This window comes from Rhodococcus sp. 14-1411-2a, assembly GCF_002259485.1.
Classification (GTDB): domain Bacteria; phylum Actinomycetota; class Actinomycetes; order Mycobacteriales; family Mycobacteriaceae; genus Rhodococcoides.
This window is the reverse complement of record NZ_NPGA01000007.1, coordinates 228,455-249,362: the sequence shown is the minus strand read 5'-3', so window position 1 is coordinate 249,362 and position 20,908 is coordinate 228,455. Positions and strand designations below refer to the sequence as shown.

Annotated in this window: 23 protein-coding genes; 15 read left to right on the top strand and 8 right to left on the bottom strand. The window is 64.6% G+C overall.

What is annotated here, in order from left to right:
- Nucleotides 1–82 precede the first annotated feature (82 nt).
- The 9 genes from sucC to purH all read left to right on the top strand — a co-directional run bounded on the left by sucC (nucleotide 83) and on the right by purH (nucleotide 10,249).
- Nucleotides 83–1,246 (top strand): ADP-forming succinate--CoA ligase subunit beta, encoded by a 1,164-nt coding sequence (gene sucC / locus CH291_RS03165; protein WP_032377331.1) that lies wholly within the window; start codon nucleotides 83–85, stop codon nucleotides 1,244–1,246.
- A gap of 8 nt (nucleotides 1,247–1,254) precedes the next feature.
- Nucleotides 1,255–2,166, top strand: a complete 912-nt coding sequence (gene sucD / locus CH291_RS03160) for a succinate--CoA ligase subunit alpha (RefSeq protein ID WP_068050146.1) — start codon at nucleotides 1,255–1,257, stop codon at nucleotides 2,164–2,166.
- Nucleotides 2,167–2,301: 135 nt separating this feature from the next.
- Entirely contained in the window at nucleotides 2,302–2,649 is a 348-nt protein-coding gene (locus CH291_RS03155; protein ID WP_094686700.1) for a DUF2200 domain-containing protein, read from the top strand.
- 68 nt (nucleotides 2,650–2,717) lie between these two features.
- Complete coding sequence (locus CH291_RS03150) at nucleotides 2,718–3,941, top strand: acyl-CoA dehydrogenase family protein (protein WP_094686699.1); 1,224 nt, start codon at nucleotides 2,718–2,720, stop codon at nucleotides 3,939–3,941.
- Nucleotides 3,942–4,049: 108 nt separating this feature from the next.
- Nucleotides 4,050–5,174 carry a dimethylsulfone monooxygenase SfnG gene (sfnG, locus tag CH291_RS03145; RefSeq protein ID WP_068050155.1) on the top strand — a complete coding sequence of 375 codons (1,125 nt, stop codon included), beginning with the start codon at nucleotides 4,050–4,052 and terminating at the stop codon, nucleotides 5,172–5,174.
- 95 nt (nucleotides 5,175–5,269) lie between these two features.
- Entirely contained in the window at nucleotides 5,270–6,466 is a 1,197-nt protein-coding gene (locus CH291_RS03140) for a DUF5336 domain-containing protein (RefSeq protein ID WP_143545872.1), read from the top strand.
- Between the two features lie 71 nt (nucleotides 6,467–6,537).
- A complete protein-coding gene (locus tag CH291_RS03135) occupies nucleotides 6,538–8,004 on the top strand; it encodes a cell division protein PerM (protein ID WP_094686697.1) in 1,467 nt (488 codons plus the stop codon).
- Between the two features lie 71 nt (nucleotides 8,005–8,075).
- Nucleotides 8,076–8,699: a phosphoribosylglycinamide formyltransferase gene (gene purN / locus CH291_RS03130; RefSeq protein ID WP_306437673.1), complete on the top strand. Its 624-nt coding sequence runs from the start codon at nucleotides 8,076–8,078 to the stop codon at nucleotides 8,697–8,699.
- On the top strand, nucleotides 8,696–10,249 hold the full coding sequence (gene purH / locus CH291_RS03125; protein WP_094639535.1) for a bifunctional phosphoribosylaminoimidazolecarboxamide formyltransferase/IMP cyclohydrolase: 1,554 nt from the start codon (nucleotides 8,696–8,698) through the stop codon (nucleotides 10,247–10,249). Before purN ends, purH begins: the two co-directional genes overlap by 4 nt.
- Nucleotides 10,250–10,316: 67 nt before the next feature.
- On the opposite strand, the gene CH291_RS03120 is transcribed toward purH, so the two are convergent.
- Complete coding sequence (locus CH291_RS03120; protein WP_094686695.1) at nucleotides 10,317–11,180, bottom strand: DUF559 domain-containing protein; 864 nt, start codon at nucleotides 11,178–11,180, stop codon at nucleotides 10,317–10,319.
- Between the two features lie 236 nt (nucleotides 11,181–11,416).
- Here CH291_RS03120 and CH291_RS03115 point away from each other — a divergent pair, with 236 nt between their 5' ends.
- Together CH291_RS03115 and CH291_RS03110 are read left to right on the top strand one after the other, a co-directional pair.
- Complete coding sequence (locus CH291_RS03115) at nucleotides 11,417–12,802, top strand: ATP-binding protein (protein WP_094686694.1); 1,386 nt, start codon at nucleotides 11,417–11,419, stop codon at nucleotides 12,800–12,802.
- The gene (locus CH291_RS03110) at nucleotides 12,802–14,748 is read left to right on the top strand and encodes a vWA domain-containing protein (RefSeq protein ID WP_094686693.1); all 1,947 of its coding nucleotides are present in this window, start codon (nucleotides 12,802–12,804) and stop codon (nucleotides 14,746–14,748) included. Before CH291_RS03115 ends, CH291_RS03110 begins: the two co-directional genes overlap by 1 nt.
- Here the strand turns inward: CH291_RS03110 and CH291_RS03105 are convergent.
- The 7 genes from CH291_RS03105 to rpmB form a co-directional block, all read right to left on the bottom strand.
- Nucleotides 14,729–15,319: a DUF1707 SHOCT-like domain-containing protein gene (locus CH291_RS03105; RefSeq protein WP_094686692.1), complete on the bottom strand. Its 591-nt coding sequence runs from the start codon at nucleotides 15,317–15,319 to the stop codon at nucleotides 14,729–14,731. The genes CH291_RS03110 and CH291_RS03105 overlap by 20 nt on opposite strands.
- Nucleotides 15,320–15,344: 25 nt before the next feature.
- Nucleotides 15,345–15,809: a hypothetical protein gene (locus CH291_RS03100; RefSeq protein WP_068050174.1), complete on the bottom strand. Its 465-nt coding sequence runs from the start codon at nucleotides 15,807–15,809 to the stop codon at nucleotides 15,345–15,347.
- 46 nt (nucleotides 15,810–15,855) lie between these two features.
- Nucleotides 15,856–16,782 (bottom strand): AEC family transporter, encoded by a 927-nt coding sequence (locus tag CH291_RS03095; RefSeq protein ID WP_094639540.1) that lies wholly within the window; start codon nucleotides 16,780–16,782, stop codon nucleotides 15,856–15,858.
- Nucleotides 16,783–16,867: 85 nt separating this feature from the next.
- Nucleotides 16,868–17,122 carry a 30S ribosomal protein S18 gene (gene rpsR, locus CH291_RS03090; RefSeq protein WP_008719028.1) on the bottom strand — a complete coding sequence of 85 codons (255 nt, stop codon included), beginning with the start codon at nucleotides 17,120–17,122 and terminating at the stop codon, nucleotides 16,868–16,870.
- Between the two features lie 16 nt (nucleotides 17,123–17,138).
- The gene (gene rpsN, locus CH291_RS03085; RefSeq protein WP_068050178.1) at nucleotides 17,139–17,444 is read right to left on the bottom strand and encodes a 30S ribosomal protein S14; all 306 of its coding nucleotides are present in this window, start codon (nucleotides 17,442–17,444) and stop codon (nucleotides 17,139–17,141) included.
- Between the two features lie 2 nt (nucleotides 17,445–17,446).
- A complete protein-coding gene (gene rpmG / locus CH291_RS03080) occupies nucleotides 17,447–17,617 on the bottom strand; it encodes a 50S ribosomal protein L33 (protein WP_170944568.1) in 171 nt (56 codons plus the stop codon).
- Nucleotides 17,614–17,850 carry a 50S ribosomal protein L28 gene (rpmB, locus tag CH291_RS03075; RefSeq protein WP_032404320.1) on the bottom strand — a complete coding sequence of 79 codons (237 nt, stop codon included), beginning with the start codon at nucleotides 17,848–17,850 and terminating at the stop codon, nucleotides 17,614–17,616. Before rpmB ends, rpmG begins: the two co-directional genes overlap by 4 nt.
- Before the next feature lie 137 nt (nucleotides 17,851–17,987).
- Here rpmB and mrf point away from each other — a divergent pair, with 137 nt between their 5' ends.
- The 4 genes from mrf to CH291_RS03055 are packed head-to-tail and all read left to right on the top strand — an operon-like array spanning nucleotide 17,988 to nucleotide 20,733.
- Entirely contained in the window at nucleotides 17,988–19,220 is a 1,233-nt protein-coding gene (gene mrf, locus CH291_RS03070) for a ribosome hibernation factor-recruiting GTPase MRF (protein WP_094686772.1), read from the top strand.
- Complete coding sequence (locus CH291_RS03065; RefSeq protein ID WP_094639541.1) at nucleotides 19,217–19,477, top strand: type B 50S ribosomal protein L31; 261 nt, start codon at nucleotides 19,217–19,219, stop codon at nucleotides 19,475–19,477. The genes mrf and CH291_RS03065 overlap by 4 nt, the downstream gene beginning before the upstream one ends.
- A gap of 3 nt (nucleotides 19,478–19,480) precedes the next feature.
- Nucleotides 19,481–19,648 (top strand): 50S ribosomal protein L32, encoded by a 168-nt coding sequence (rpmF, locus tag CH291_RS03060; RefSeq protein ID WP_032388658.1) that lies wholly within the window; start codon nucleotides 19,481–19,483, stop codon nucleotides 19,646–19,648.
- Between the two features lie 26 nt (nucleotides 19,649–19,674).
- A complete protein-coding gene (locus CH291_RS03055; protein ID WP_094686691.1) occupies nucleotides 19,675–20,733 on the top strand; it encodes a VIT1/CCC1 transporter family protein in 1,059 nt (352 codons plus the stop codon).
- The last annotated feature ends 175 nt before the right edge of the window (nucleotides 20,734–20,908 follow it).

Here is a 20,908-nt window from a genome sequence, read left to right as displayed (position 1 = left end):
GTCGGGACACCTGGATAAAGTCCATGCTCAGACCCGCTCACACCCCTGGAGCGGGCGTCAACGTAGACGAGACGGTGAGCTGATGGATCTCTTCGAATACCAGGCGAAGGAATTGTTCGCCAAGCATGGCGTACCCACCTCCGCCGGTCGTGTCACCGACACGGTCGCCGGAGCAACACAGATTGCCGAAGAAATCGGCAAGCCAGTAATGGTCAAGGCACAGGTCAAGGTCGGCGGCCGCGGCAAGGCCGGTGGCGTCAAGTACTCCAAGGACGTCGCAGCAGCCACCGAGAACGCAGAAGCGATTCTCGGACTCGACATCAAGGGCCATGTCGTCAAGAAGCTTCTCGTTGCAGAAGCCTCCGACATCGCCGAGGAGTACTACATCTCCTTCCTGCTCGATCGCACCAACCGCACCTACCTCGCCATGTGTTCGGTCGAGGGTGGCGTCGAAATCGAGGTGACGGCGGAGGAGAACCCCGACGCACTTGCACGTATCCCGGTCGACGCCGTCAAGGGTGTCGACCTTGCTTTTGCTCGTGAAATCGCTGAAAAGGGCAAGCTTCCCGCCGAGGTGCTCGACGCCGCTGCGGTGACCATCCAGAAGCTGTGGGAGGTCTTCATCAACGAAGACGCTCTCCTGGTCGAGGTCAACCCGCTGGTTCGCACCCCGGACGATCAGATCCTGGCCCTCGACGGCAAGGTGACGCTCGACGCCAACGCAGACTTCCGTCAGGCCGGCCACGCCGAGTTCGAGGACAAGGACGCAGCCGATCCCCTCGAGGCCAAGGCCAAGGAGAACGACCTCAACTACGTCAAGCTCGACGGACAGGTCGGCATCATCGGAAACGGTGCCGGGCTGGTCATGTCGACCCTCGACGTCGTCGCATACGCGGGCGAGGCACACGGCGGCGTCAAGCCCGCCAACTTCCTCGACATCGGCGGCGGCGCTTCTGCCGAGGTCATGGCCGCAGGCCTCGACGTCATCCTCGGTGACGAGCAGGTCAAGAGCGTGTTCGTCAACGTCTTCGGCGGCATCACCGCATGCGACGCAGTAGCCAACGGCATCGTCGGCGCACTGAAGAAGCTGGGCGACGACGCCAACAAGCCGCTGGTCGTCCGTCTCGACGGCAACAAGGTCGAAGAGGGCCGCAAGATTCTCGCCGACGCCGCGCACCCGCTGGTGACGCTCGCCGGAACCATGGACGAGGGCGCCGACAAGGCCGCCGAGCTGGCAGCGAAGTAGAGGAAACAATGTCTATCTTTCTGAACAAGGACAACAAGGTCATCGTCCAGGGCATCACCGGCGGCGAAGGCACCAAGCACACCGCCCTGATGCTCAAGGCCGGAACCCAGGTCGTCGGTGGCGTCAACGCACGTAAGGCCGGAACCACGGTCAAGCACGTCGACGCCGACGGCAACGACATCGAACTCCCGGTCTTCGGCTCCGTCGCCGAGGCCATGGAGAAGACCGGAGCGGACGTCTCCATCGCGTTCGTCCCGCCGGCATTCTCCAAGGACGCCATCGTCGAGGCCATCGACGCCGAGATCCCGCTGCTCGTCGTCATCACCGAGGGCATCCCCGTGCAGGACTCCGCGTACGCGTGGGCCTACAACGTGGAGAAGGGCAAGAAGACCCGCATCATCGGGCCCAACTGCCCCGGAATCATCACTCCCGGTGAGGCTCTCGTCGGCATCACGCCCGCCAACATCTCGGGAACCGGCCCCATCGGCCTGGTCTCCAAGAGCGGCACGCTGACCTACCAGATGATGTTCGAGCTGCGTGACTTCGGCTTCTCGACCGCCATCGGCATCGGCGGCGACCCCGTCATCGGAACCACCCACATCGACGCCATCGAGGCGTTCGAAGCGGATCCCGACACCAAGATCATCGTCATGATCGGTGAGATCGGCGGCGACGCCGAAGAGCGCGCAGCCGATTACATCAAGGCCAACGTGACCAAGCCGGTCGTCGGCTACGTCGCAGGCTTCACCGCTCCCGAGGGCAAGACCATGGGCCACGCAGGTGCCATCGTCTCCGGCTCGCTGGGAACGGCGCAGGCGAAGAAGGACGCACTAGAGGCCGCAGGCGTCAAGGTCGGCAAGACGCCGTCCGAGACCGCTGCCCTCGCGCGCGAAATCCTGGAATCGCTGTCCGTCAAGTAGGACTCGCTTCTGTGAAAAGCCCGCCACCGACTTCGGTGGCGGGCTTTTTCGTGCGCGCGCCCCGGTTCGCGTCAATGGACCACTGCACACGTCTGGGCGCGGCAAAGTCACATTCACGCGGCGGGGTCTAGATTGATGCGCGTGCACAGGATCTTCACCACCGCCTTCAGCTCGGTCTATCCGCACTACGTGAACAAAGCCGAGCGCAAAGGTCGGACGAAAGCCGAGGTCGACGAGATCATCCGCTGGCTCACCGGCTTCGATCAGCCAACTCTCGAGCGCCACCTGAAGGACGACACGACGTTCGACGAGTTCTTCGCGGCAGCGGACCTCAACTCGAACGCGACCCTGATCACCGGAGTCGTCTGCGGCATTCGCGTCGAGAACGTCGAGGACCCTCTGATGCAGAAAATCCGATACCTGGACAAGCTGATCGACGAACTCGCCAAGGGCAAGAAGATGGAGAAAATTCTGCGGAGCTGACGGCGCTGTTGAAATCACGCTGATTCGAAGTGTGGTCCCGGGCTCGGAGCAGGACTTCACTGATCGTCATGACAACCACCGAGAACCGTGCCCTCACCAAGTCCTGGCCCGACGCCCCCACCACTGCTGCCGGATGGATTTCCCGCGCCGGTGAGGTAGCTCAACTCCTCGCTGTCGATGCCGTCGCTCGCGACAAGGGACGCGAGATCCCCACCGCCGAGGTGCAGCTGCTCAAGGACGCGGGCCTCGTCACCCTGCTCGGCCCCGTCGAACACGGTGGCGCAGGACAGAATTGGCCGACGGCCTACCAGGTGATTCGCACCGTCTCGAAGGCCGACGGCTCGATCGGTCAGCTGCTGGGCTACCACCTGCTGTGGTTCTGGGCCGCACGACTCGTCGGAACTTCCGAGCAGATCGAGGCCGTCGAAGCAGACGCCACGAAGAACAAATGGTTCTTCGGCGGTGCCGTCAACCCTCGTGACAACGATGTCGCCGTCACCGACGAGGGTGACACCATCGTGTTCGACGGCAAGAAGACCTTCTCCACCGGCAGTCGCGTCTCCGACGTCACCGTGCTCGAAGGTGCTCTCGAGGGCAGCACCGATCACGTGTTCGCGATCGTGCCGTCGAACATCGAGGGTCTGTCCTTCCACGACGACTGGGACAACATAGGCCAGCGTCAGACCGAGAGCGGCAGTGTCACCATCGACAAGGTTCGCGTCGACTGGGCCAGCGCAGCAGGGTTCGTGGACAAAGCTTTTCAGCCCCGCGTCTACAACACCCTCAACGTTCCGACCATCCAGCTGGTGTTCGTCAACTTCTACCTCGGTATCGCGAGGGGCGCACTGGAGGAGGCCGCGTCGTACACCAAGGACAAAACCCGTGCCTGGCTGCACAGCACCGTGGACAAGGCCGTCGACGAGCCGTACATCATCGACATCTACGGCGATCTGACCTCCAAGCTCTGGGCCGTCGAAGCTCTCGCCGACGCAGTTGCATTGGAGGGACAGAAGATTCACGACAACGCTTGGAACGTCACCGCCGAGGAGCGCGGTGATCACGAGGTACGCGTCGCCGCCGTCAAGGCTCGCGCAACCGAGGTCTCGCTGGAGATCACCTCGACGGTGTTCGAGGCGCTCGGCGCGCGTGCGACGGCCAGCAAGTACGGCTTCGACCGATTCTGGCGCAACGTGCGTACGCACACCCTGCACGATCCGGTCGCATACAAGCGACGCGAGGTCGGGCGCTGGGTTCTCACGGGCGAACTGCCCGAGCCCACCTGGTACTCGTAGTCCCCACCTTTCTGGCCCCGATCCGACCCCCGATTTCCGGATGAATGTGCCATTCACACCATCTGAGCGCGTGGATGGCACATTGATCCGCCGAAGGATGACGCACACATGAGCACCGAAAAAATCACCGACGCGATCAAATTCGCATACTGGGTTCCCAATGTCTCGGGAGGCCTGGTCACCAGCACCATCGAACAGCGCACCAGCTGGGATTACGAGTACAACAAGAAGCTGGCGCAGACGGCCGAGAACAACGGTTTCGAATACGCCTTGAGTCAGGTGCGCTACGAAGCCAGCTACGGGGCCGAGTTCCAGCACGAGTCGACCAGCTTCTCGCTCGCGTTGCTGCTGGCGACCGAGCGGCTCAAAGTCATTGCTGCAGTGCATCCCGGGCTGTGGCAGCCGGCGGTACTGGCCAAGCTCGGCGCAACCGCGGATCACTTGTCCAACGGCCGCTTCGCCGTCAACGTCGTCAGTGGCTGGTTCAAGGACGAGTTCACCCACCTCGGCGAGCCATGGCTCGAACATGACGAAAGATACCGTCGCAGTGCAGAATTCCTGCAGGTGCTGCGAAAGATCTGGACCGAGGACGACGTCGACTTCCGCGGCGACTTCTATCGGATCCACGACTTCACCCTCAAGCCCAAACCGCTGAACACTCCCGGTCGTCCCAACCCGGAACTGTTCCAGGGCGGCAATTCGTCTGCAGCGCAGGAGAATGCCGGACGGTACTCGGACTGGTACTTCAGCAACGGCAAAGATTTCGACGGCGTCACCGAGCAACTCGACAATCTCCGACGCGTCGCGCGTGATCACCAGCGTGAGGTCAAGTTCGGGCTCAACGGCTTCATCATCGCGCGAGACAGCGAGAAGGAAGCGCGAGACACATTGCGCGAGATCATAGAGAAGGCCAACAAGCCTGCCGTCGAAGGTTTCAAGGGAGCGGTGCAACAGGCCGGCAATTCGACAGGCGACAAGAAGGGAATGTGGGCCGACTCGACGTTCGAGGACCTCGTTCAGTACAACGACGGGTTCAAGACGCAGTTGATCGGCACCCCGGAGCAGGTGGCCGAGCGTATCGTGGCCTACCGTCGCCGCGGCGTCGATCTGATTCTCGGCGGCTTCCTGCACTTCCAGGAGGAGATCGAGTACTTCGGGGCGAAAGTCCTGCCGCTGGTTCGCGAACTCGAGGCCGCCGAGGCGAACGACCAGGAGCTGGTGGCAGCCCGCTGACCTTTCGGTTCCGCGATCGGTCGGGTCCGTGCAGTAGCGTGAGTTCTCGGACCCGACCGACCTGGGGTACGGACAATCTCAGATGAGGAGACGCGATGACCTACTCGCCCGGCGGCCCTGAAACAGGGGGCTCCAACTCTGGTGGCTACGGCGGAGGTGGCCCGTCCTACGGCCCGTCGTCCTCGCCGAATCAGCCGTCGTCCAACCCACAGGGTCATCCAGGACAGAACCAGCCCTTTCACCAGCCGTCGGTGTCCAATCCCTTCGGCCCTCCGGTGCCGGGCACCTCGGCACCGGCCGAACCGGGGCCGGCCGCGTCCGGACGTAAGTCGCCCGGATCAGGTCTGGCGAATCTGCCGAAAATTCTCACGTTCGTGATCCTCGGGCTCGGCGTCGTCACCTTCCTGCTCGGCCTGCTGGACCTCGTCACCGCCGAGGTCACCTCGTCTCAGGAACTGCCGAGCAGCATCCAGACGTCGTTCAGCACCACCTTCTTCGCCTCCGGCGGAAGCGCCGTGTCGGTTGCTCTGCTGCTGGCAGCGGGCTTGATCGCCGGTGCCTCGCTCATACAGAAGGACGCCAGGAACCAGGCCGTGGTTGCCGCCCTGGCGATCGCCGGCTGGCTGGTGCTGGTCTTCCAGTCGTTCAGTCTGCCCAGCGCAGAGGGCAACGAGTTCGCCAGCACCACCAGCTCGCTCGGTATCGGTGCGATCCTGGTGCTCGTCCTCGGCTTCGTCCAAGCAGCCGCCGCGGTGCTGGCACTGCTGCTCGACGCGGGCATCGTCAAGGCTCCGGCTCCCAAGCCTGCGGGCTACGGCAACCAGAATCAGCAGCCCGGATACGGCCAGCAGAACCCGTACAACGCGCCGACGACGTCGTTCGGTGGACCCTCGCAACCGCAGGCCTACGGCAACCCGCCGTCGTACGGTCAGCCTCAGGGAACCTCGTCGAACTTCGGTCAAGGTCCCAGCGGTCAAGGTCTCAGCGGTCAAGCACCGAGCGGACAGGCGTCGGGTCAGCATTCCTACAACCCGGGTGGGCAGCCGCCGTACGGACAGTCCGCCCCCAACCCCTCGTCGCCTCAGGGCGGCTATGCACCGCCGCCGTACACCGGTCCGAGCGGGCAGGCCTATCCGCCGAACCAGTACCAGTACGGCCAGCCTTCGGGATACGGCCAGCCTCCGGCGAAGTCGGACGAGCCCGAATCGGGCGAGCAGTCGACGCCATACGGCGCGCCCACTCAGTCGTTCGGTGCCACTCCTGCTGTGGACGACGAGAAGAAGAACGACTGATTCAGGCATCACAACCCACTTCGCGGCGCGCCTGACCGGCGCGCCGCGAAGATGATGCGACTCTCGTTGCGATGAGCGATCTATTGAACCGAGAGACGCGACGCGCGGCCGCCCGGGCTCCCCGCGCGAGCACCGGACCGACGCCCGATCAGTCGCGCATGCTCGCCGCAGTGGCCTTCAAGACCTCCGGACTGGTCGTGGTGATCGCGACGACCCTTGCTCTGGTCACCCTCGTCTCGGCCAACAGCGACCTCACCGGAACGCTCGGAGCGATCGCCGGTTCGTGGTTCGCCGTGCACCTGGTGCCCCTGAGTATCGGCGGCACATCCCTCGGCGTCGCACCGCTGCTGCCGACCCTGATCATCGGCTGGTCCGTCGCTCGTACCGTCCACCACGCGGTGGACTCCGACACCGACCGTCGCGTGCTTCGGTGGGTATTCGCGGCGTCGATGGCGGGCCCGCTCGCCGTCACCGCCATCGCTCTGGCCGTCGCCAAGGACGCGTCCACCGTCATCGGACTGTCCAGTCCCAATGCTCTCGTGGCCTTCTCCTGGGTCACAGGCGTGCACGGGGCCGCATCCGGAACCGGTCTGCTCTTCGCGTGCTGGGACTCGGTGGTGATCCGCCGCGGACTTCCGGACTGGGTTCGCGCGCTCGTTGCGCCCTTCGTGCGCGCGCTGTCGATCCTCGCTGCAGGCGGGGCGGCGGTCGTACTGCTCGCCCTGCTCGTCTCCTGGGAGACCGCCGGCGCACTGCTCGAGAGCGGAGGCGATGTTGTCGGCATGCTCGGGCTGACCGTGCTGTCCGTGCTCTATCTCCCCAACATCGTCATCGGTGCACTCGCGGTGGCCACCGGTTCCACAGCCGGGTTCGGCGAGGCGTCGGTCAGCCTGTTCTCCACCACCGGAGGACCGCTACCACCGCTGCCGATCCTGGCCGTCCTCCCCGAAGGATCGGCCCAGACGATCTGGGTCGTCATGCTCGTCGTCCCTATCGGCGCCGGACTGCTGCTCGGCCGCGACTGCGCCATCCGCAGCGCCGACATCCAGGTTGCAGTGTCCTCGGTATGGGTCGTGGCGGCCGCGGCCGGAGCGCTCGCAGCACTGCTCGGCTACGCCGCGGGCGGAAACCTCGGCACGTTCGGAACAGTCGAAGTCACCGTCTGGAGCTTCGGGCTGTTGACGTTCGCTTGGCTGGCCGTCGTCGGTTCCGCCTCCGCAGCCTTCGTCGTGTGGCGTCGAGCAGAACCCGAGCCGACTCGCGACGATCCCGCTCCGACTCCGGTACCTGTGGCCGAGTTGGCGATCGAACCGGCCCCATCCGTGCCTGACCCGTCCGAGACCGCCCCGTCCGAATCGGAGGACGACGAACAGACCGAGGTGGTCGAGGATGTCGTCGAGGCGGAGGTCGTCGACGACGTCCCGGCCGAGATGCCAGCGGCCGAAGAACCGGACGCGATCGTCGAGGCTGCTACCGCCGAACCGCTGGATGCCGAGGTCGTTGCACCTCCAGGAGACCGGGACGGACCTGCCCGGTAGGGCTCGACGGCGCAGCGACTAGGCTTTCCGCTGGCTCGAACGATCCGCCTCGACAATTCAGGAGTAGTGCGCTGACTGCCTTGCGTGAGACACCCGCGCGGGTCGTCGTCCTCGCATCGGGGACCGGCTCGCTTCTGCAGTCGCTCATCTCCGCGACTGCTGCCGAGAGCTATCCCGCGCGCATCGTCGCCGTCGGAGTCGATCGAGAGTGCGACGCAGCCCGCCGTGCCGACGAGGCCGGAATGCCGATCTTTCGAGTCGGATTGAAGGACTACGCCGATCGAGCCCAGTGGGACATCGCGCTCACCGACGCCGTTCTGGCGCACGAGCCCGATCTCGTCGTCACCGCCGGTTTCATGAAGATCCTCGGCCCGCAATTTCTCGGGGCCTTCACCGGACGCATCGTCAACACTCACCCCGCGCTCCTGCCGTCGTTCCCCGGCGCACATGCCGTGCGGGACGCTCTCGACCACGGCGTCAAACTGACCGGTTCGACGGTTCATCTGGTCGATTCCGGCGTCGATACCGGGCCGATCCTGGCGCAGGAAGCCGTACCGGTTCTCGACGGCGACGACGAAGCTGCTCTGCACGAACGCATCAAGATTGTCGAGCGACGGTTGCTGGTCGACGTGATCGCAGCCGTGGCCACCACAGGTGTCACCTCCGATGGACGAAAGGCTCAGATAATCCGATGAGTGAACGTAAAGCAGTGCGCCGCGCGCTGGTCAGCGTCTACGACAAGACCGGACTGATCGAACTGGCGACCGGCTTGCACGGTGCGGGCGTCGCTCTCGTGTCCACCGGATCGACGGCGAGCAAGATCGCCGACGCCGGAATCCCGGTCACCAAGGTCGAGGATCTCACCGGATTCCCCGAGACCCTCGAAGGTCGCGTCAAGACGCTGCATCCTCGGGTGCATGCCGGCGTGCTCGCCGATACCCGTAAGCCCGAACACCTTTCGCAGCTCGAGGAACTGGGCATCGAGGCGTTCGAGCTCGTCGTGGTGAACCTGTACCCGTTCACCGAGACCGTCGCCAGCGGGGCGACGCCGGACGAATGCGTCGAACAGATCGACATCGGCGGACCGTCGATGGTGCGCGCCGCAGCCAAGAATCACCCCTCGGTTGCCGTGGTGGTCGACCCGGCCCGCTACGAGGACGTGCTCACGGCCGTCGCCGGTGGCGGATTCACCCTCGCCGAGCGGACTTCCCTTGCGGCACAGGCTTTTCAGCACACGGCCGCCTACGACGTCGCGGTGGCGTCGTGGATGAGCAATGTACTGACCCCCGATACCGAATCGTCGTTTCCGGAATGGATCGGCGGAACCTGGGATCGCTCGGCCGTGCTTCGCTACGGCGAGAACCCGCACCAGGCTGCGGCGCTCTACGTCGATCCTGCAAGCTCCGGCATCGCGCGGGCGGAGCAGCTGCACGGTAAAGAGATGTCGTACAACAACTTCACCGATTCCGATGCAGCGTGGCGGGCGGCGTTCGATCATGCCGACCCCACCGTCGCGATCATCAAGCATGCCAACCCGTGCGGTATCGCTGTCGGCAACGACATCGCCGAGGCGCACCGCAAGGCCCACGCGTGCGATCCGGTGAGTGCTTACGGCGGCGTCATCGCAGCCAACCGCGAGGTCACCGTCGAGATGGCCGAGCAGGTGGCCGAGATCTTCACCGAGGTCATCATCGCGCCGTCCTACGCCGACGGTGCTCTGGGAGTGCTGCAGCGCAAGAAGAACATTCGTGTGCTGCTGGCGGAGGCACCGTCCACCTCGGGCGTCGAACTCAAGCCGATCTCCGGCGGCGCACTGCTGCAGCAGCGCGACGTTCTCGACGCAGACGGCGACAATCCTGCCAACTGGACCCTCGCTGCCGGCGAGCCTGCCGACGAGCAGACCCTGAAGGATCTCGAATTCGCCTGGCGCGCAGGTAGGGCCGTGAAGTCCAACGCGATCCTACTCGCCCACGACGGTGCCTCGGTCGGCGTCGGAATGGGCCAGGTCAACCGCGTCGATGCCGCCCACCTCGCCGTTCAGCGAGCCGGGGATCGCGTCGTCGGCTCGGTGGCGTCCTCCGATGCCTTCTTCCCTTTCCCCGACGGTTTGCAGGTACTGATGACCGCAGGCGTCAAAGCCGTTGTGCAGCCGGGTGGTTCGGTACGCGACAACGAAGTGATCGCCGCGGCGCAGGATGCAGGCGTGACGCTGTATCTGACGGGATCGCGACACTTCGCGCACTAGTGCCTGACGCCGAGCTCGAAGTTATGGATGGATTTCCGGCGAAATCCGTCCATAACTTCGAGTTCGGCTAGACCTTTGCCCCGGCGGCACGCAGTTTGTCTCGAACTCTCGCCGCGACGCCCCATGGATCGGTGCGCAATTGCATCGCGCTGACTCGGATCACCGTCCAGCCCATTGCTTCGAGCAGGTGTTGACGCTCGATGTCCCAGGCCCGCTGCTTCTCGTCCGACCAGTGTTGTTCGCCGTCGTATTCGACCGCGACCTTCCACCGTGCCCAGCCGATGTCGATGCGGGCGAAAACTCTCCCATCCGGACCCACCACCTCGATCTGAGTTTGTGGGCGGGGTAGGCCTGCGTCCATGAGGGCCAGTCGGGTGCGTGTCTCCTGTGGTGATTCCGAACCCGCGTCGACCACAGCGAGCACGGCCCTGAGCTGAACGATGCCACGGGCACCTCGATGGTTCTCGGCAAGCCTGGCGATGTCGTGAACGCCGACTCCAGTGGCTCGGCAGAGTGCATCCAGTCGTGCCACGGCGGTTCCGAACGGCCTGCGTCGACCGAGGTCGTATGCAGTTCGCGCCGCTGTGGTGACTACCAAGCCGTCGATCGTCTCGATTTCTCCCGCTGGCAGCTCGTCGAAGCCGATGCGAAGGCCGCCCATCTTCTGGCGGTGTTCCGCCCAGATGAGCTCGGCATCGCTGTCGGCGGATATCCAGCCAGATCCGTGCACCGCCGCAGCGCTGATTCCTGAGACCACTGCCTTGCCTCGGGAGTACAACCACGCTGCTCTTGCCTTGGTAGGCGCATCCAGATCGCTGTTCGGGTCGATGTATACGTCGCGATAGATGCGACGAAAGTGCTGCCGGAGCTGTTGGCGCGTGACCAACCCGTTGGCCACCGCCTCGGATCCGACGAAAGGTGCGCTGTCCATGTACGCAGAGTGGCATCGGATTCGCGCGAAAAGTGGCCGAGCGCTGGCTGTGGATGAATTAAATAGTTGTCCACAGTTATGCCGCTGTGATCGATCTTGGGCCGAAGTGTGCATCGACCGCCGAACTCGAAGTTATGGACGAAATCCGCCCGATTTCTGTCCATAACTTCGAGCTCGGCGGAACGGGAACCCCGCTCTCGATGGCAGCTTTCGGCAAACGCTCGTAGCGTGGAGAAGTGACCTCTACCAAACCTGGCATCTCCACTCTCGGCGAACTCAAGGCATCCGAACATCGGCAGCGGTCGATCAAGGAAGAGTTGCGGGAAAATCTTCTGAAGGCATTGCGCGACGGCACAGATCCGTGGCCGGGGATCGTCGGATTCGGCTCGACGGTGTTGCCGCAGTTCGAGCGCGCGATTCTGGCCGGTCACGACGTGGTTCTGCTCGGCGAGCGCGGTCAGGGCAAGACGCGACTGCTGCGCACCCTGAATTTGTTGCTCGACGAGTGGGTGCCGGTGATCGCCGGAGCCGAACTGGGCGAGCATCCATACGAGCCGATCACTCCCGCCAGCATCAGGAAGGTGAAGGAACTCGGCGACGACCTTCCCGTCGAGTGGCGGCATCGCAGCGAGCGGTACGCCGAGAAGCTCGCGACCCCGGATACCTCGGTGGCCGACCTCGTCGGCGACGTCGATCCGGTGAAGGTGGCCGAGGGCCGCAGCCTCGGCGACCCGGAAACCATTCACTTCGGCCTGGTCCCGCGTAGCCACCGCGGCATCGTGGCGATCAACGAGCTCCCCGACCTTGCCGAGCGCATCCAGGTGTCGTTGCTCAACGTCATGGAGGAGCGCGACATCCAGGTGCGCGGCTACACGCTGCGCCTGCCCCTCGACGTCATGTTGGTCGCGAGCGCGAACCCGGAGGACTACACCAACCGCGGACGCATCATCACCCCGCTCAAGGACCGCTTCGGAGCCGAGATCAGGACTCACTACCCCCTCGAACTCGACGCCGAGGTAGCCGTCATCGATCAGGAAGCGGAGCTGCAGGCCGCAGTCCCGACCTACCTGCTCGAGGTGTTGGCCCGATTCACCCGACTGCTGCGCGAGTCGCCGTCGGTGGACCAGCGCTCCGGCGTTTCCGCCCGATTCGCGATCGCCGCAGCCGAAACCATCGCTGCCGCAGCCGTTCACCGAGCCGCAATCCTGGGGGAGGCCGAGCCCGTGGCCCGGCCGGTGGATCTCGGCACCATCATCGAGGTGCTGCGCGGCAAGGTCGAATTCGAATCCGGCGAAGAAGGCCGCGAAATCGAGGTGCTCGAACACATGCTGCGCCGCGCGACCGCCGATACCGTCCGAGCACACCTCGGCGGCATCAACCTCGCCGCTCTGGTGACGGCAGTGGAGACCGGCGAACCGATCGTCACCGGCGACCGCATCACCGCCAAGGCGCTGCTCGACGAGCTGCCCGACGTCGAGGTCATCGGCGACATCCACGAGCGGCTCAACGCCACCTCGGACGGGGAGAAGGCGGCCGCCGTGGAACTTGCCCTCGAGGGCCTCTACCTCGCGCGTCGCATCTCCAAGGATCCCGACGACGACGGTCAGACGGTGTACAGCTGATGCGTCGCTCCAGATACGGGCGGTATCACGACGGTCCGGATCCCCTTGCGCCACCGGTGGATCTGCGCGAGGCGCTCGACGCGATCGGCGAGGACGTGCTCGAGGGCGCGTCACCGCGTCGGGCATTGCAGGAGATGCTGCGTCGCGGGACGAAGAACATGCGCGGGCTCGACGACCTGGCCGCGCAGGCCGCGAAGCGTCGTCGAGATCTGTTGAAGAAGAACAACCTCGACGGCACGCTGCAGGAAGTACGTGAGCTGCTGGACAAGGCAGTACTCGAGGAGCGCAAGGCGTTGGCGCGTGCTCTCGACGACGATGCTCGCTTCCAAGAGATGCAGATCGGCGATCTGTCTCCGTCCACTGCCCAAGCGGTGCAGGAACTTTCGGACTACGACTGGCGTTCGTCCGAGGGTCGCGAGAACTACGAGAAGATCAAGGATCTGCTCGGACGCGAAATGCTCGATCAGCGTTTCGCGGGCATGAAGCAAGCTCTCGAAGGTGCCACCGAGGAGGACCGTCAGGCCATCAGCGACATGCTGAAGGACCTCAACGAATTGCTCGACGCCCACAACAAGGGCGAGGACACCGACGAGCAGTTCGAGAAGTTCATGGACAAGCACGGTCAGCATTTTCCGGAGAACCCCGAGAATGTCGGCGAGTTGTTGGACTCGCTCGCCCAGCGGGCGGCAGCGGCGCAGCGGTTGCGCAACTCTCTGACGCCCGAGCAGCGGGCCGAGCTCGATGCGTTGGCTCAGCAGGCCTTCGGCGACTCGAATCTGCTGAACCAGCTTGATCAACTCGATCAGAATCTCCAGCAGGCCCGGCCCGGTGAGGATTGGGACGGCTCGCAGAACTTCCGCGGCGAGAACGGTATGGGACTCGGCGACGGTACCGGCGCGCTCCAGGACATCGCCGACCTCGAGAACCTGGGAAATCAGCTCTCGCAGCAGTACAACGGTGCCGCACTGGACGACATCGATGCCGACGCCCTGCTGAAGCAACTCGGGCCCGAGGCGGCGGCCGATGCCAGAATGCTCGCCGAACTCGAAAAAGCGCTGCAGCAGCAGGGTTTCATGGACAAGGGTGCCGACGGGCAATGGCGTCTGTCACCCAAAGCGATGCGTCAGCTGGGGCAGTCCGCGCTGAAGGATGTCGCAGGAAAGCTGTCTCGACGCGGCGGCGAGCGGGACACTCGCAAGGCGGGTGCTATGGGCGAGCCGACGGGAGCATCGCGGGCGTGGGAGTTCGGCGATACCGAACCGTGGGACGTGACCCGTACGGTCAACAATGCGGTACTGCGTTCAGCGGCAACAGGATCGGGCTTTCCGGTGCAGCTGCAGGTGACCGATGTGGAGATCAGCGAGACCGAGACCAGAACGCAGGCCGCGGTTGCATTGTTGGTCGATACGTCGTTCTCGATGGTGATGGACGGCCGCTGGGTGCCGATGAAGCGCACGGCACTGGCTCTCAACCATCTGGTCAGCACCAGGTTCCGAGGGGACGATCTGCAGCTGATCGGATTCGGCAGGCACGCACAGACATTGACGGCGTTGGAGCTGGCGGGATTGGACGGTGCCTACGATCAGGGCACCAACCTGCACCACGCACTGATGCTGGCAGTACGTCACCTGCGGCGTCATCCCAACGCACAGCCGGTGGTGTTGATCGTGACCGACGGTGAGCCGACTGCTCATCTCGAGCCGGACGGCCATGCGTATTTCGACTATCCGCCGTCGTCGAAGACTCTGGGATTGACTGTGCGGGAGCTCGATACCGTCGCGAAACTCGGTGCGCAGGTGACGATCTTCCGGCTCGGTGACGATCCCGGCCTGGCCAGAGTTGTCGACAAGATGGCCGAACGAGTGGGTGGACGGGTCATCGCGCCGGATCTCGACGGATTGGGTGCGGCAGTGGTGACCGACTACCTCAAGCGTCGGCGATCCTAGGTTTGTCGGGGTCCTTGATCTCGACCGACACCCCACCCCAGAACGCGAAGCCGGTGACGACCACGCGCGGTGCGCCGGGGTGGGCCGCGCTGACGTGCTCGAATCCGCCCATGATCCCCATGCCGCGGACCTCGACGCTCACTCCGGGTGGCACGGTGACTTCGATGCCGCCCATGATGGCCACGCAGTTGATGGTGGTTTCCTCGGCGGAGAACGATGCACGGCGTAGGTCGAGTTCGATGCCACCCCAGAAGGCGAACGCGTCGATGCGCGCCGCCGCGGTCCACTCTCCTTTACGCATCGCACCGCTCGTGATGGCGATCACGCGGTCGTTCGCGGAGCCACCTGATGGTGCACGTGCGGGAGGCGGAGACAGGACCAGGTCCCCGGTCAGTACGTCGAGTTCGCCGTAGGTCTTCGCCCGGTACACCGCTGCCGTGCGTTCGTCGTACTCGGTGACGGTGAGTTGGCCGTTCGCGAAGGCGTCGCTCAGCAGCTGCGCGACCAGATTCCGGTCCGCATCGGCCGCGCGAATCCGGCTTCGATCTCGGTCTGGCAGATGATCGCTCACCGCCCGGACCCTACCTGCGTGAGGGTCAGGCCGCATTCAGGATGGTGCGGCTCCCGAGGGGAGAGGCCAATGTCATCTGCATGGTGGCGTAGACGGCCACCATGATGCAGGACTTGTCGGCGGCGTCGGGCTTGGTCCCGGTACGCAGTTCGATGGTGACGGTGGTGTCGGTCTCGGTCACCGACGCGTCGGCTCCGTAGCACTCGGGAGTGCCGGTGACGAAGTGGACCGCGATGGTGTTGGGGGAGACCTGGCTCCACGACTCGAACGGAGTGGTGGTGGCGCGGATCAGATCGGGGGTGGGCTCGAACATCGTGCCGACGTCGCCGACGGGCACTTCGTGAGGAACCGGAGGTGCGCTGGGTTGCTGAGCGAGACCGACCGGTGTGGTGGATCCGACCGTCGGCGTCGTCTCGTCGTCGCTGCCGGAGGCGGTGCTGCAGCCGACCAGCAGCAGGCACAACATCACTCCTGCAGCGAGAAACCTCATGAAACCAAACTAGCGCTGTGAGCTGAGGAGAACCTTTGTGTTCGGCTCATGCGAGGAAGAGTGTCACGAGCGCGATGACGGGGATCGAGACGAGCGTGGTCACGAACGCAGTGTCTCGGGCGAGTACCACCCCGCGCTGGTAGCGGCTGGCGAAGACGAACACGTTCTGTGCGGTCGGCAGCGCCGAGACGACGACGATGGCGAACAGATCGTGCCCGTCCAGACCGAACACGAACCGGGCCATGAGGTAGCCGAGCAGGGGTTGCAGTGCCATCTTGAACACCGTGGCCAGCGCTACGTCCCGTCGTGGACTGATGCCCTTCTGCAGCACTCGGGCACCGTAGAGAGACAGGCCGAAGGCGAGCAACGCGCCGGGGACGGACGCGTTCCCGACGAGCTGGAACGGCTGCATCAACGCCTCGGGCAGCTCGAAGCCGGTGATGGACAGAACCAGTCCTGCAGCGCCGGCCAGCACGATCGGATTCCGGAACGGTGTGGTGACGGTCTTGAGCACCGAGACCTTCTCTATCTCCGTCGAGACGTCGAGAATCGTCACCGCGATCGGGGTGTAGACCATGATCTGGAACAGCAGCAGGGGAGCGACGAAGTTCGCGTCGCCGAGCACGAAGACGGCAATCGGGATACCCAGGTTGGCGGCGTTGACGTACGAACTCGCAAGTGCGCCGACGGTCGCGTCGGGCACGGTTCGTTTCAGAGCCAGCTTGGCTATGACGAAATAGACGGCGCCGACGAGCAGTGCCGTGGTGCCGGCTACGGCCAGTACAGGCGACAGAATGACCGACAGATCCGAGTTCGCCAGCGTGACGAACAGCAGCGCGGGCGTCGCGACGAAGAACACGAGTCGGCTCAGTACGAACTGGCCGTGTTCGCCGAGCACTTTCAGGTGGGCGAGCAGGTAACCCAGTGCGATGACGACGAAGATGACGGTGAAGCCCTCGAGGACGCCGGACATCTACGGACTGCTCATCTCTGGATCGGGAACGACAGAGAGGCCACGTAGCCGATGGCTACGTGGCCTCTCTGAACGAAAGTTTGGATCAGCGGCTGGTGAACGGCAGCAATGCCATCTCACGAGCGTTCTTCACTGCAACAGCGACCTGGCGCTGCTGCTGCGGGGTGAGCCCGGTGACCCGACGGCTGCGGATCTTGCCGCGGTCCGAGATGAACTGACGAAGGAGGTTGATGTCCTTGTAGTCCACCGTGGTGACCTTGGCGGCGTTCAACGGGTTCTTCTTCGGTCGACGGCCTGCCTCTGCGCGGACCTTCTTCGACGGTGCTCTCTTGACTGCCATCTGAAACCTTTTCCCTTTACCAGCTCGACTTGTGGACGCCTGGCAGCTCCCCACGGTGAGCCATCTCGCGCATTTTCACGCGGGACAGCCCGAATTTCCGTAGATAACCGCGCGGACGTCCATCCGCAGCGTCACGATTGCGTAATCGTACCGGACTCGAATCGCGCGGCAGACGCTGCAGTGCTGCTTGGGCCTGTGCGCGCTCGGAGTCGCTGCTCGAGGGCCTGCGGATGGTCTCCTTGAGCTCGGCGCGACGGGTTGCCCACCGGGCGACGACGACCTTGCGCTGTTCGTTCTTGGCGATCTTCGACTTCTTCGCCACGGCTACCGCTCCTCTCGGAAATCGACGTGCTTGCGCACGACCGGGTCGTACTTCTTCATCACCAGTCGATCGGGATCGTTGCGACGGTTCTTGCGAGTGACGTAGGTGTAGCCGGTCCCCGCGGTCGACTTCAGCTTGACGATCGGACGGACGTCCGTGCTCTTGCCCATCAGATCTTCTCCCCACGTGCGCGGATCTTGGCGACGACGGCATCGATGCCGTCGCGGTCGATGGTCTTGATGCCCTTGGCCGAGAGCGTGAGAGTGACGCGTCGGCCGAGGCTGGGTGCGTAGTACGTCTTGCGTTGGATGTTGGGGTCCCACCTACGGCTGGTTCGCACGTGGGAGTGCGAGACGGATTTTCCGAAGCCGGGGGTGCGGCCGGTGACTTGGCAGTGCGCGGACACGAGCACTCCTTTCTTTCCATTATGACAATCGTTTTCGACAAAGCGTGATCTCGAATGTAGCGTGCATCCTCAGAGAATGACAATCGTTGTCGAGAAGAAGGGTGCTCGTGAACAACTCACCGGACGATCGAACCCCGATGGTCCTCGTCTCCGGCTGGACCGGAGCCATGGACGCAGTCGTGACATCGCTGCTCGCGCCGGGGACAGTAGCGGTCCGCCACGATCTGAGCCGCGTCGCCGAAGGTGTCGTGCGTCGCACACTCTCCGTACTGGGGGAGAACCCGCGCGAGACCATTCTGGAGCTGGCGCACGGATGCGTCTCGTGCACGCTTCGGGAGGATCTGCTGCCGCTGCTGCGCGCACTGTCCGCTCGCAGCAACGTCGATCGCATCGTGCTCGCCATGGACCCCGCGCTCGAGCCCGAGGCGCTGTGCTGGGCCGTGGACAACGTCGTCGTGGCGGGTGTCGTCGGGCAGATCGACGGCCCGGCCTCGCGTGACGTCCGCATCGAGGCAGTAGTCGACTGCCTCGATGCCGCAACCTGGCTGGCCGACGCCACCGGCGACGACGCCATGGCCGACCGAGGGATCGTCGCCAGTGGGGACGACGACCGAACCGTCGCGCAGTTGGTGGTGGGGCAGGTCGACTACGCCGATGCGCTCGTCGTCACCGCGGGCCCGGACGTCGACGCGTGGGAGCGGGCCCGGCTTGCTGCCGTCCTCGCGCGGCTGGCACCGAATGCGCCCGTCGTCTGGGTGTCCCGGGACGCAATGGTCGACGCCCCAGCGCTTCTCGCGTCCGTGCCCGCCGATGCCCGTCGCGGCGCGATCACCGACGCGCATTCGCCACTGCTGCGCGGTCAGCCGCCGCTGGCCGTCGACTGCGGCGTCACCCTGGTCGAGTTCACCGCAACGCGGCCGTTCCATCCCGAGCGATTGCACGAGGCCATCGACGTGCTGCTCGACGGCGTCGTGACCGCACGAGGGCGGGCGTGGGTCGCCACTCAGCCCGACGAAGCGCTGTGGATCGAATCGGCAGGCGGCGGTCTTCGTGTTGCGAGCGCCGAAAAGTGGCTTGCCGCAATGGAACCGGAGCAACAGGACCGCGTCGACGCCACCCGTCGGGCAATGGCGGCGCTGCGATGGGACGAGACGTTCGGCGACCGTGACACCTCTCTGGTGGTCCTCGTGCACGAGGCCGACCCCACCGAGATCGACCGAACCCTGCAGTGGGCGTTGGTATCCGACGACGAGATGACGGACCCCTCGGCGTGGTCCGGCTGGACCGATCCGTTCGGCCAGTGGCACGAAGACCCCTGCGACAGCAGTGAATCCCCGTACGCAGAACAATCACGAGAGGCTACAGAATGAAACCAGGCATCCACCCCGACTACCACCCGGTCGTGTTCCAGGATTCGAGCACCGGTAACAGGTTTCTCACCAGGTCCACCGTCACGTCCGCGCGCGAGACCGAATGGGAAGACGGCAACACCTACCCGCTGATCGTCGTCGACGTCTCGTCCGAATCGCACCCCTTCTGGACCGGAGCCGCCCGCGTGATGGACACGCAGGGACGCGTCGAGAAATTCGAGAAGCGTTACGGTCGACGAAGCCGAAAGGACGCCTGAATCATGGCTGTTCCGAAGAGAAAGATGTCGCGCTCGAACACCAGGAGCCGTCGTGCGCAGTGGAAAGCCGTTGCTCCCGATCTGGTGACCGTGCGGTTCCAAGGTCGAGAGTTCCGAGTGCCACGGAGATTGGTCAAAGCAGTACAGACCGGGGTGTACGACCCGAGCTGACCCTCCACGGGTCTATCTTCACTTTCATGAACGACGGACCCAGTGCGCGAGATGTGAAGCGGTGGCGGCAGTATCTCGCCGACGAGCGGGCCGAGGCTGCCGTCTATCGCGATCTGGCAGGTCGACGCGTCGGCGAGGAACGCGAGATATTGCTCGCACTCGCCGATGCAGAGGGCCGCCACGAGCAGCATTGGCGAAACCTGCTGGGCGAGCGGGTCGGCATGCCGCTCAAGGGCGACATCCGCACCCGCATCCTCGGTGTGCTGGCGCGTCGGTTCGGGTCGGTGTTCGTGCTCGCATTGGCGCAGCGCGCCGAAACGCGCTCTCCGTATGCCACCGACTCCGATGCCACCGACGCCATGACGGCCGACGAGCAGATCCATGCCGAGGTGATCAGGGCGCTGGCAGCTCGCGGTCGCAATCGACTGTCCGGCACGTTCCGGGCCGCAGTGTTCGGTGCCAACGACGGCTTGGTGAGCAACCTGGCTCTGGTGCTCGGTATCAGCGGATCCGGTGTGTCCAATCAGATCGTTCTCGTCACAGGACTGGCAGGACTGCTCGCCGGCGCGCTGTCGATGGGCGCGGGCGAGTACGTCTCGGTCCGCTCGCAACGGGAACTGCTCGAGGCGTCGTCCCCGGACAGTGCCGCGCGCGATGCCGTCCAACACCTCGACGTCGACGCCAACGAACTGGCGCTGGTCTACCGGGCGCGGGGCATGACCCACGAGGAAGCCGACGCCAAAGCCGCCGAAGTGCTGCGAGTACTACCTGCCGACGAGATGGCCCCCGACGTCGATCAGCACGAGTCCATCGGAACCGGCCTCGGTGCCGCCGCGGCCAGTTTCTGCTTCTTCGCCTCCGGTGCGGTCATCCCGGTGCTGCCGTATCTGTTCGGCCTCGAAGGCTATGTGGCACTTGCCGTTGCCGCCGTCCTCGTCGGAATCGCATTGATCTGTACCGGCTTGGTGGTGGGACTGCTCAGCGGCGGGCCACCGGTCAAACGTGCACTGCGACAGTTGGCCATCGGCTACGGCGCGGCTGGGGCGACGTATCTACTGGGACTCGCATTCGGTGGGGGAGTGTAGGTCCCGGCGATGTGGGCAGGTTTGCACACTATCGGGCCTCAGCGACGGGATCCCGTCCGCGCATGGCACTTCTGTGCATTCAGTCCCACTACGTTTCGAATAATTCGCTCGCGTGGGCATGGTTTCGCTCGATAGGGTCCTCGTCATGCGCGCAACCGTTCTGTCTGGTGCCGCT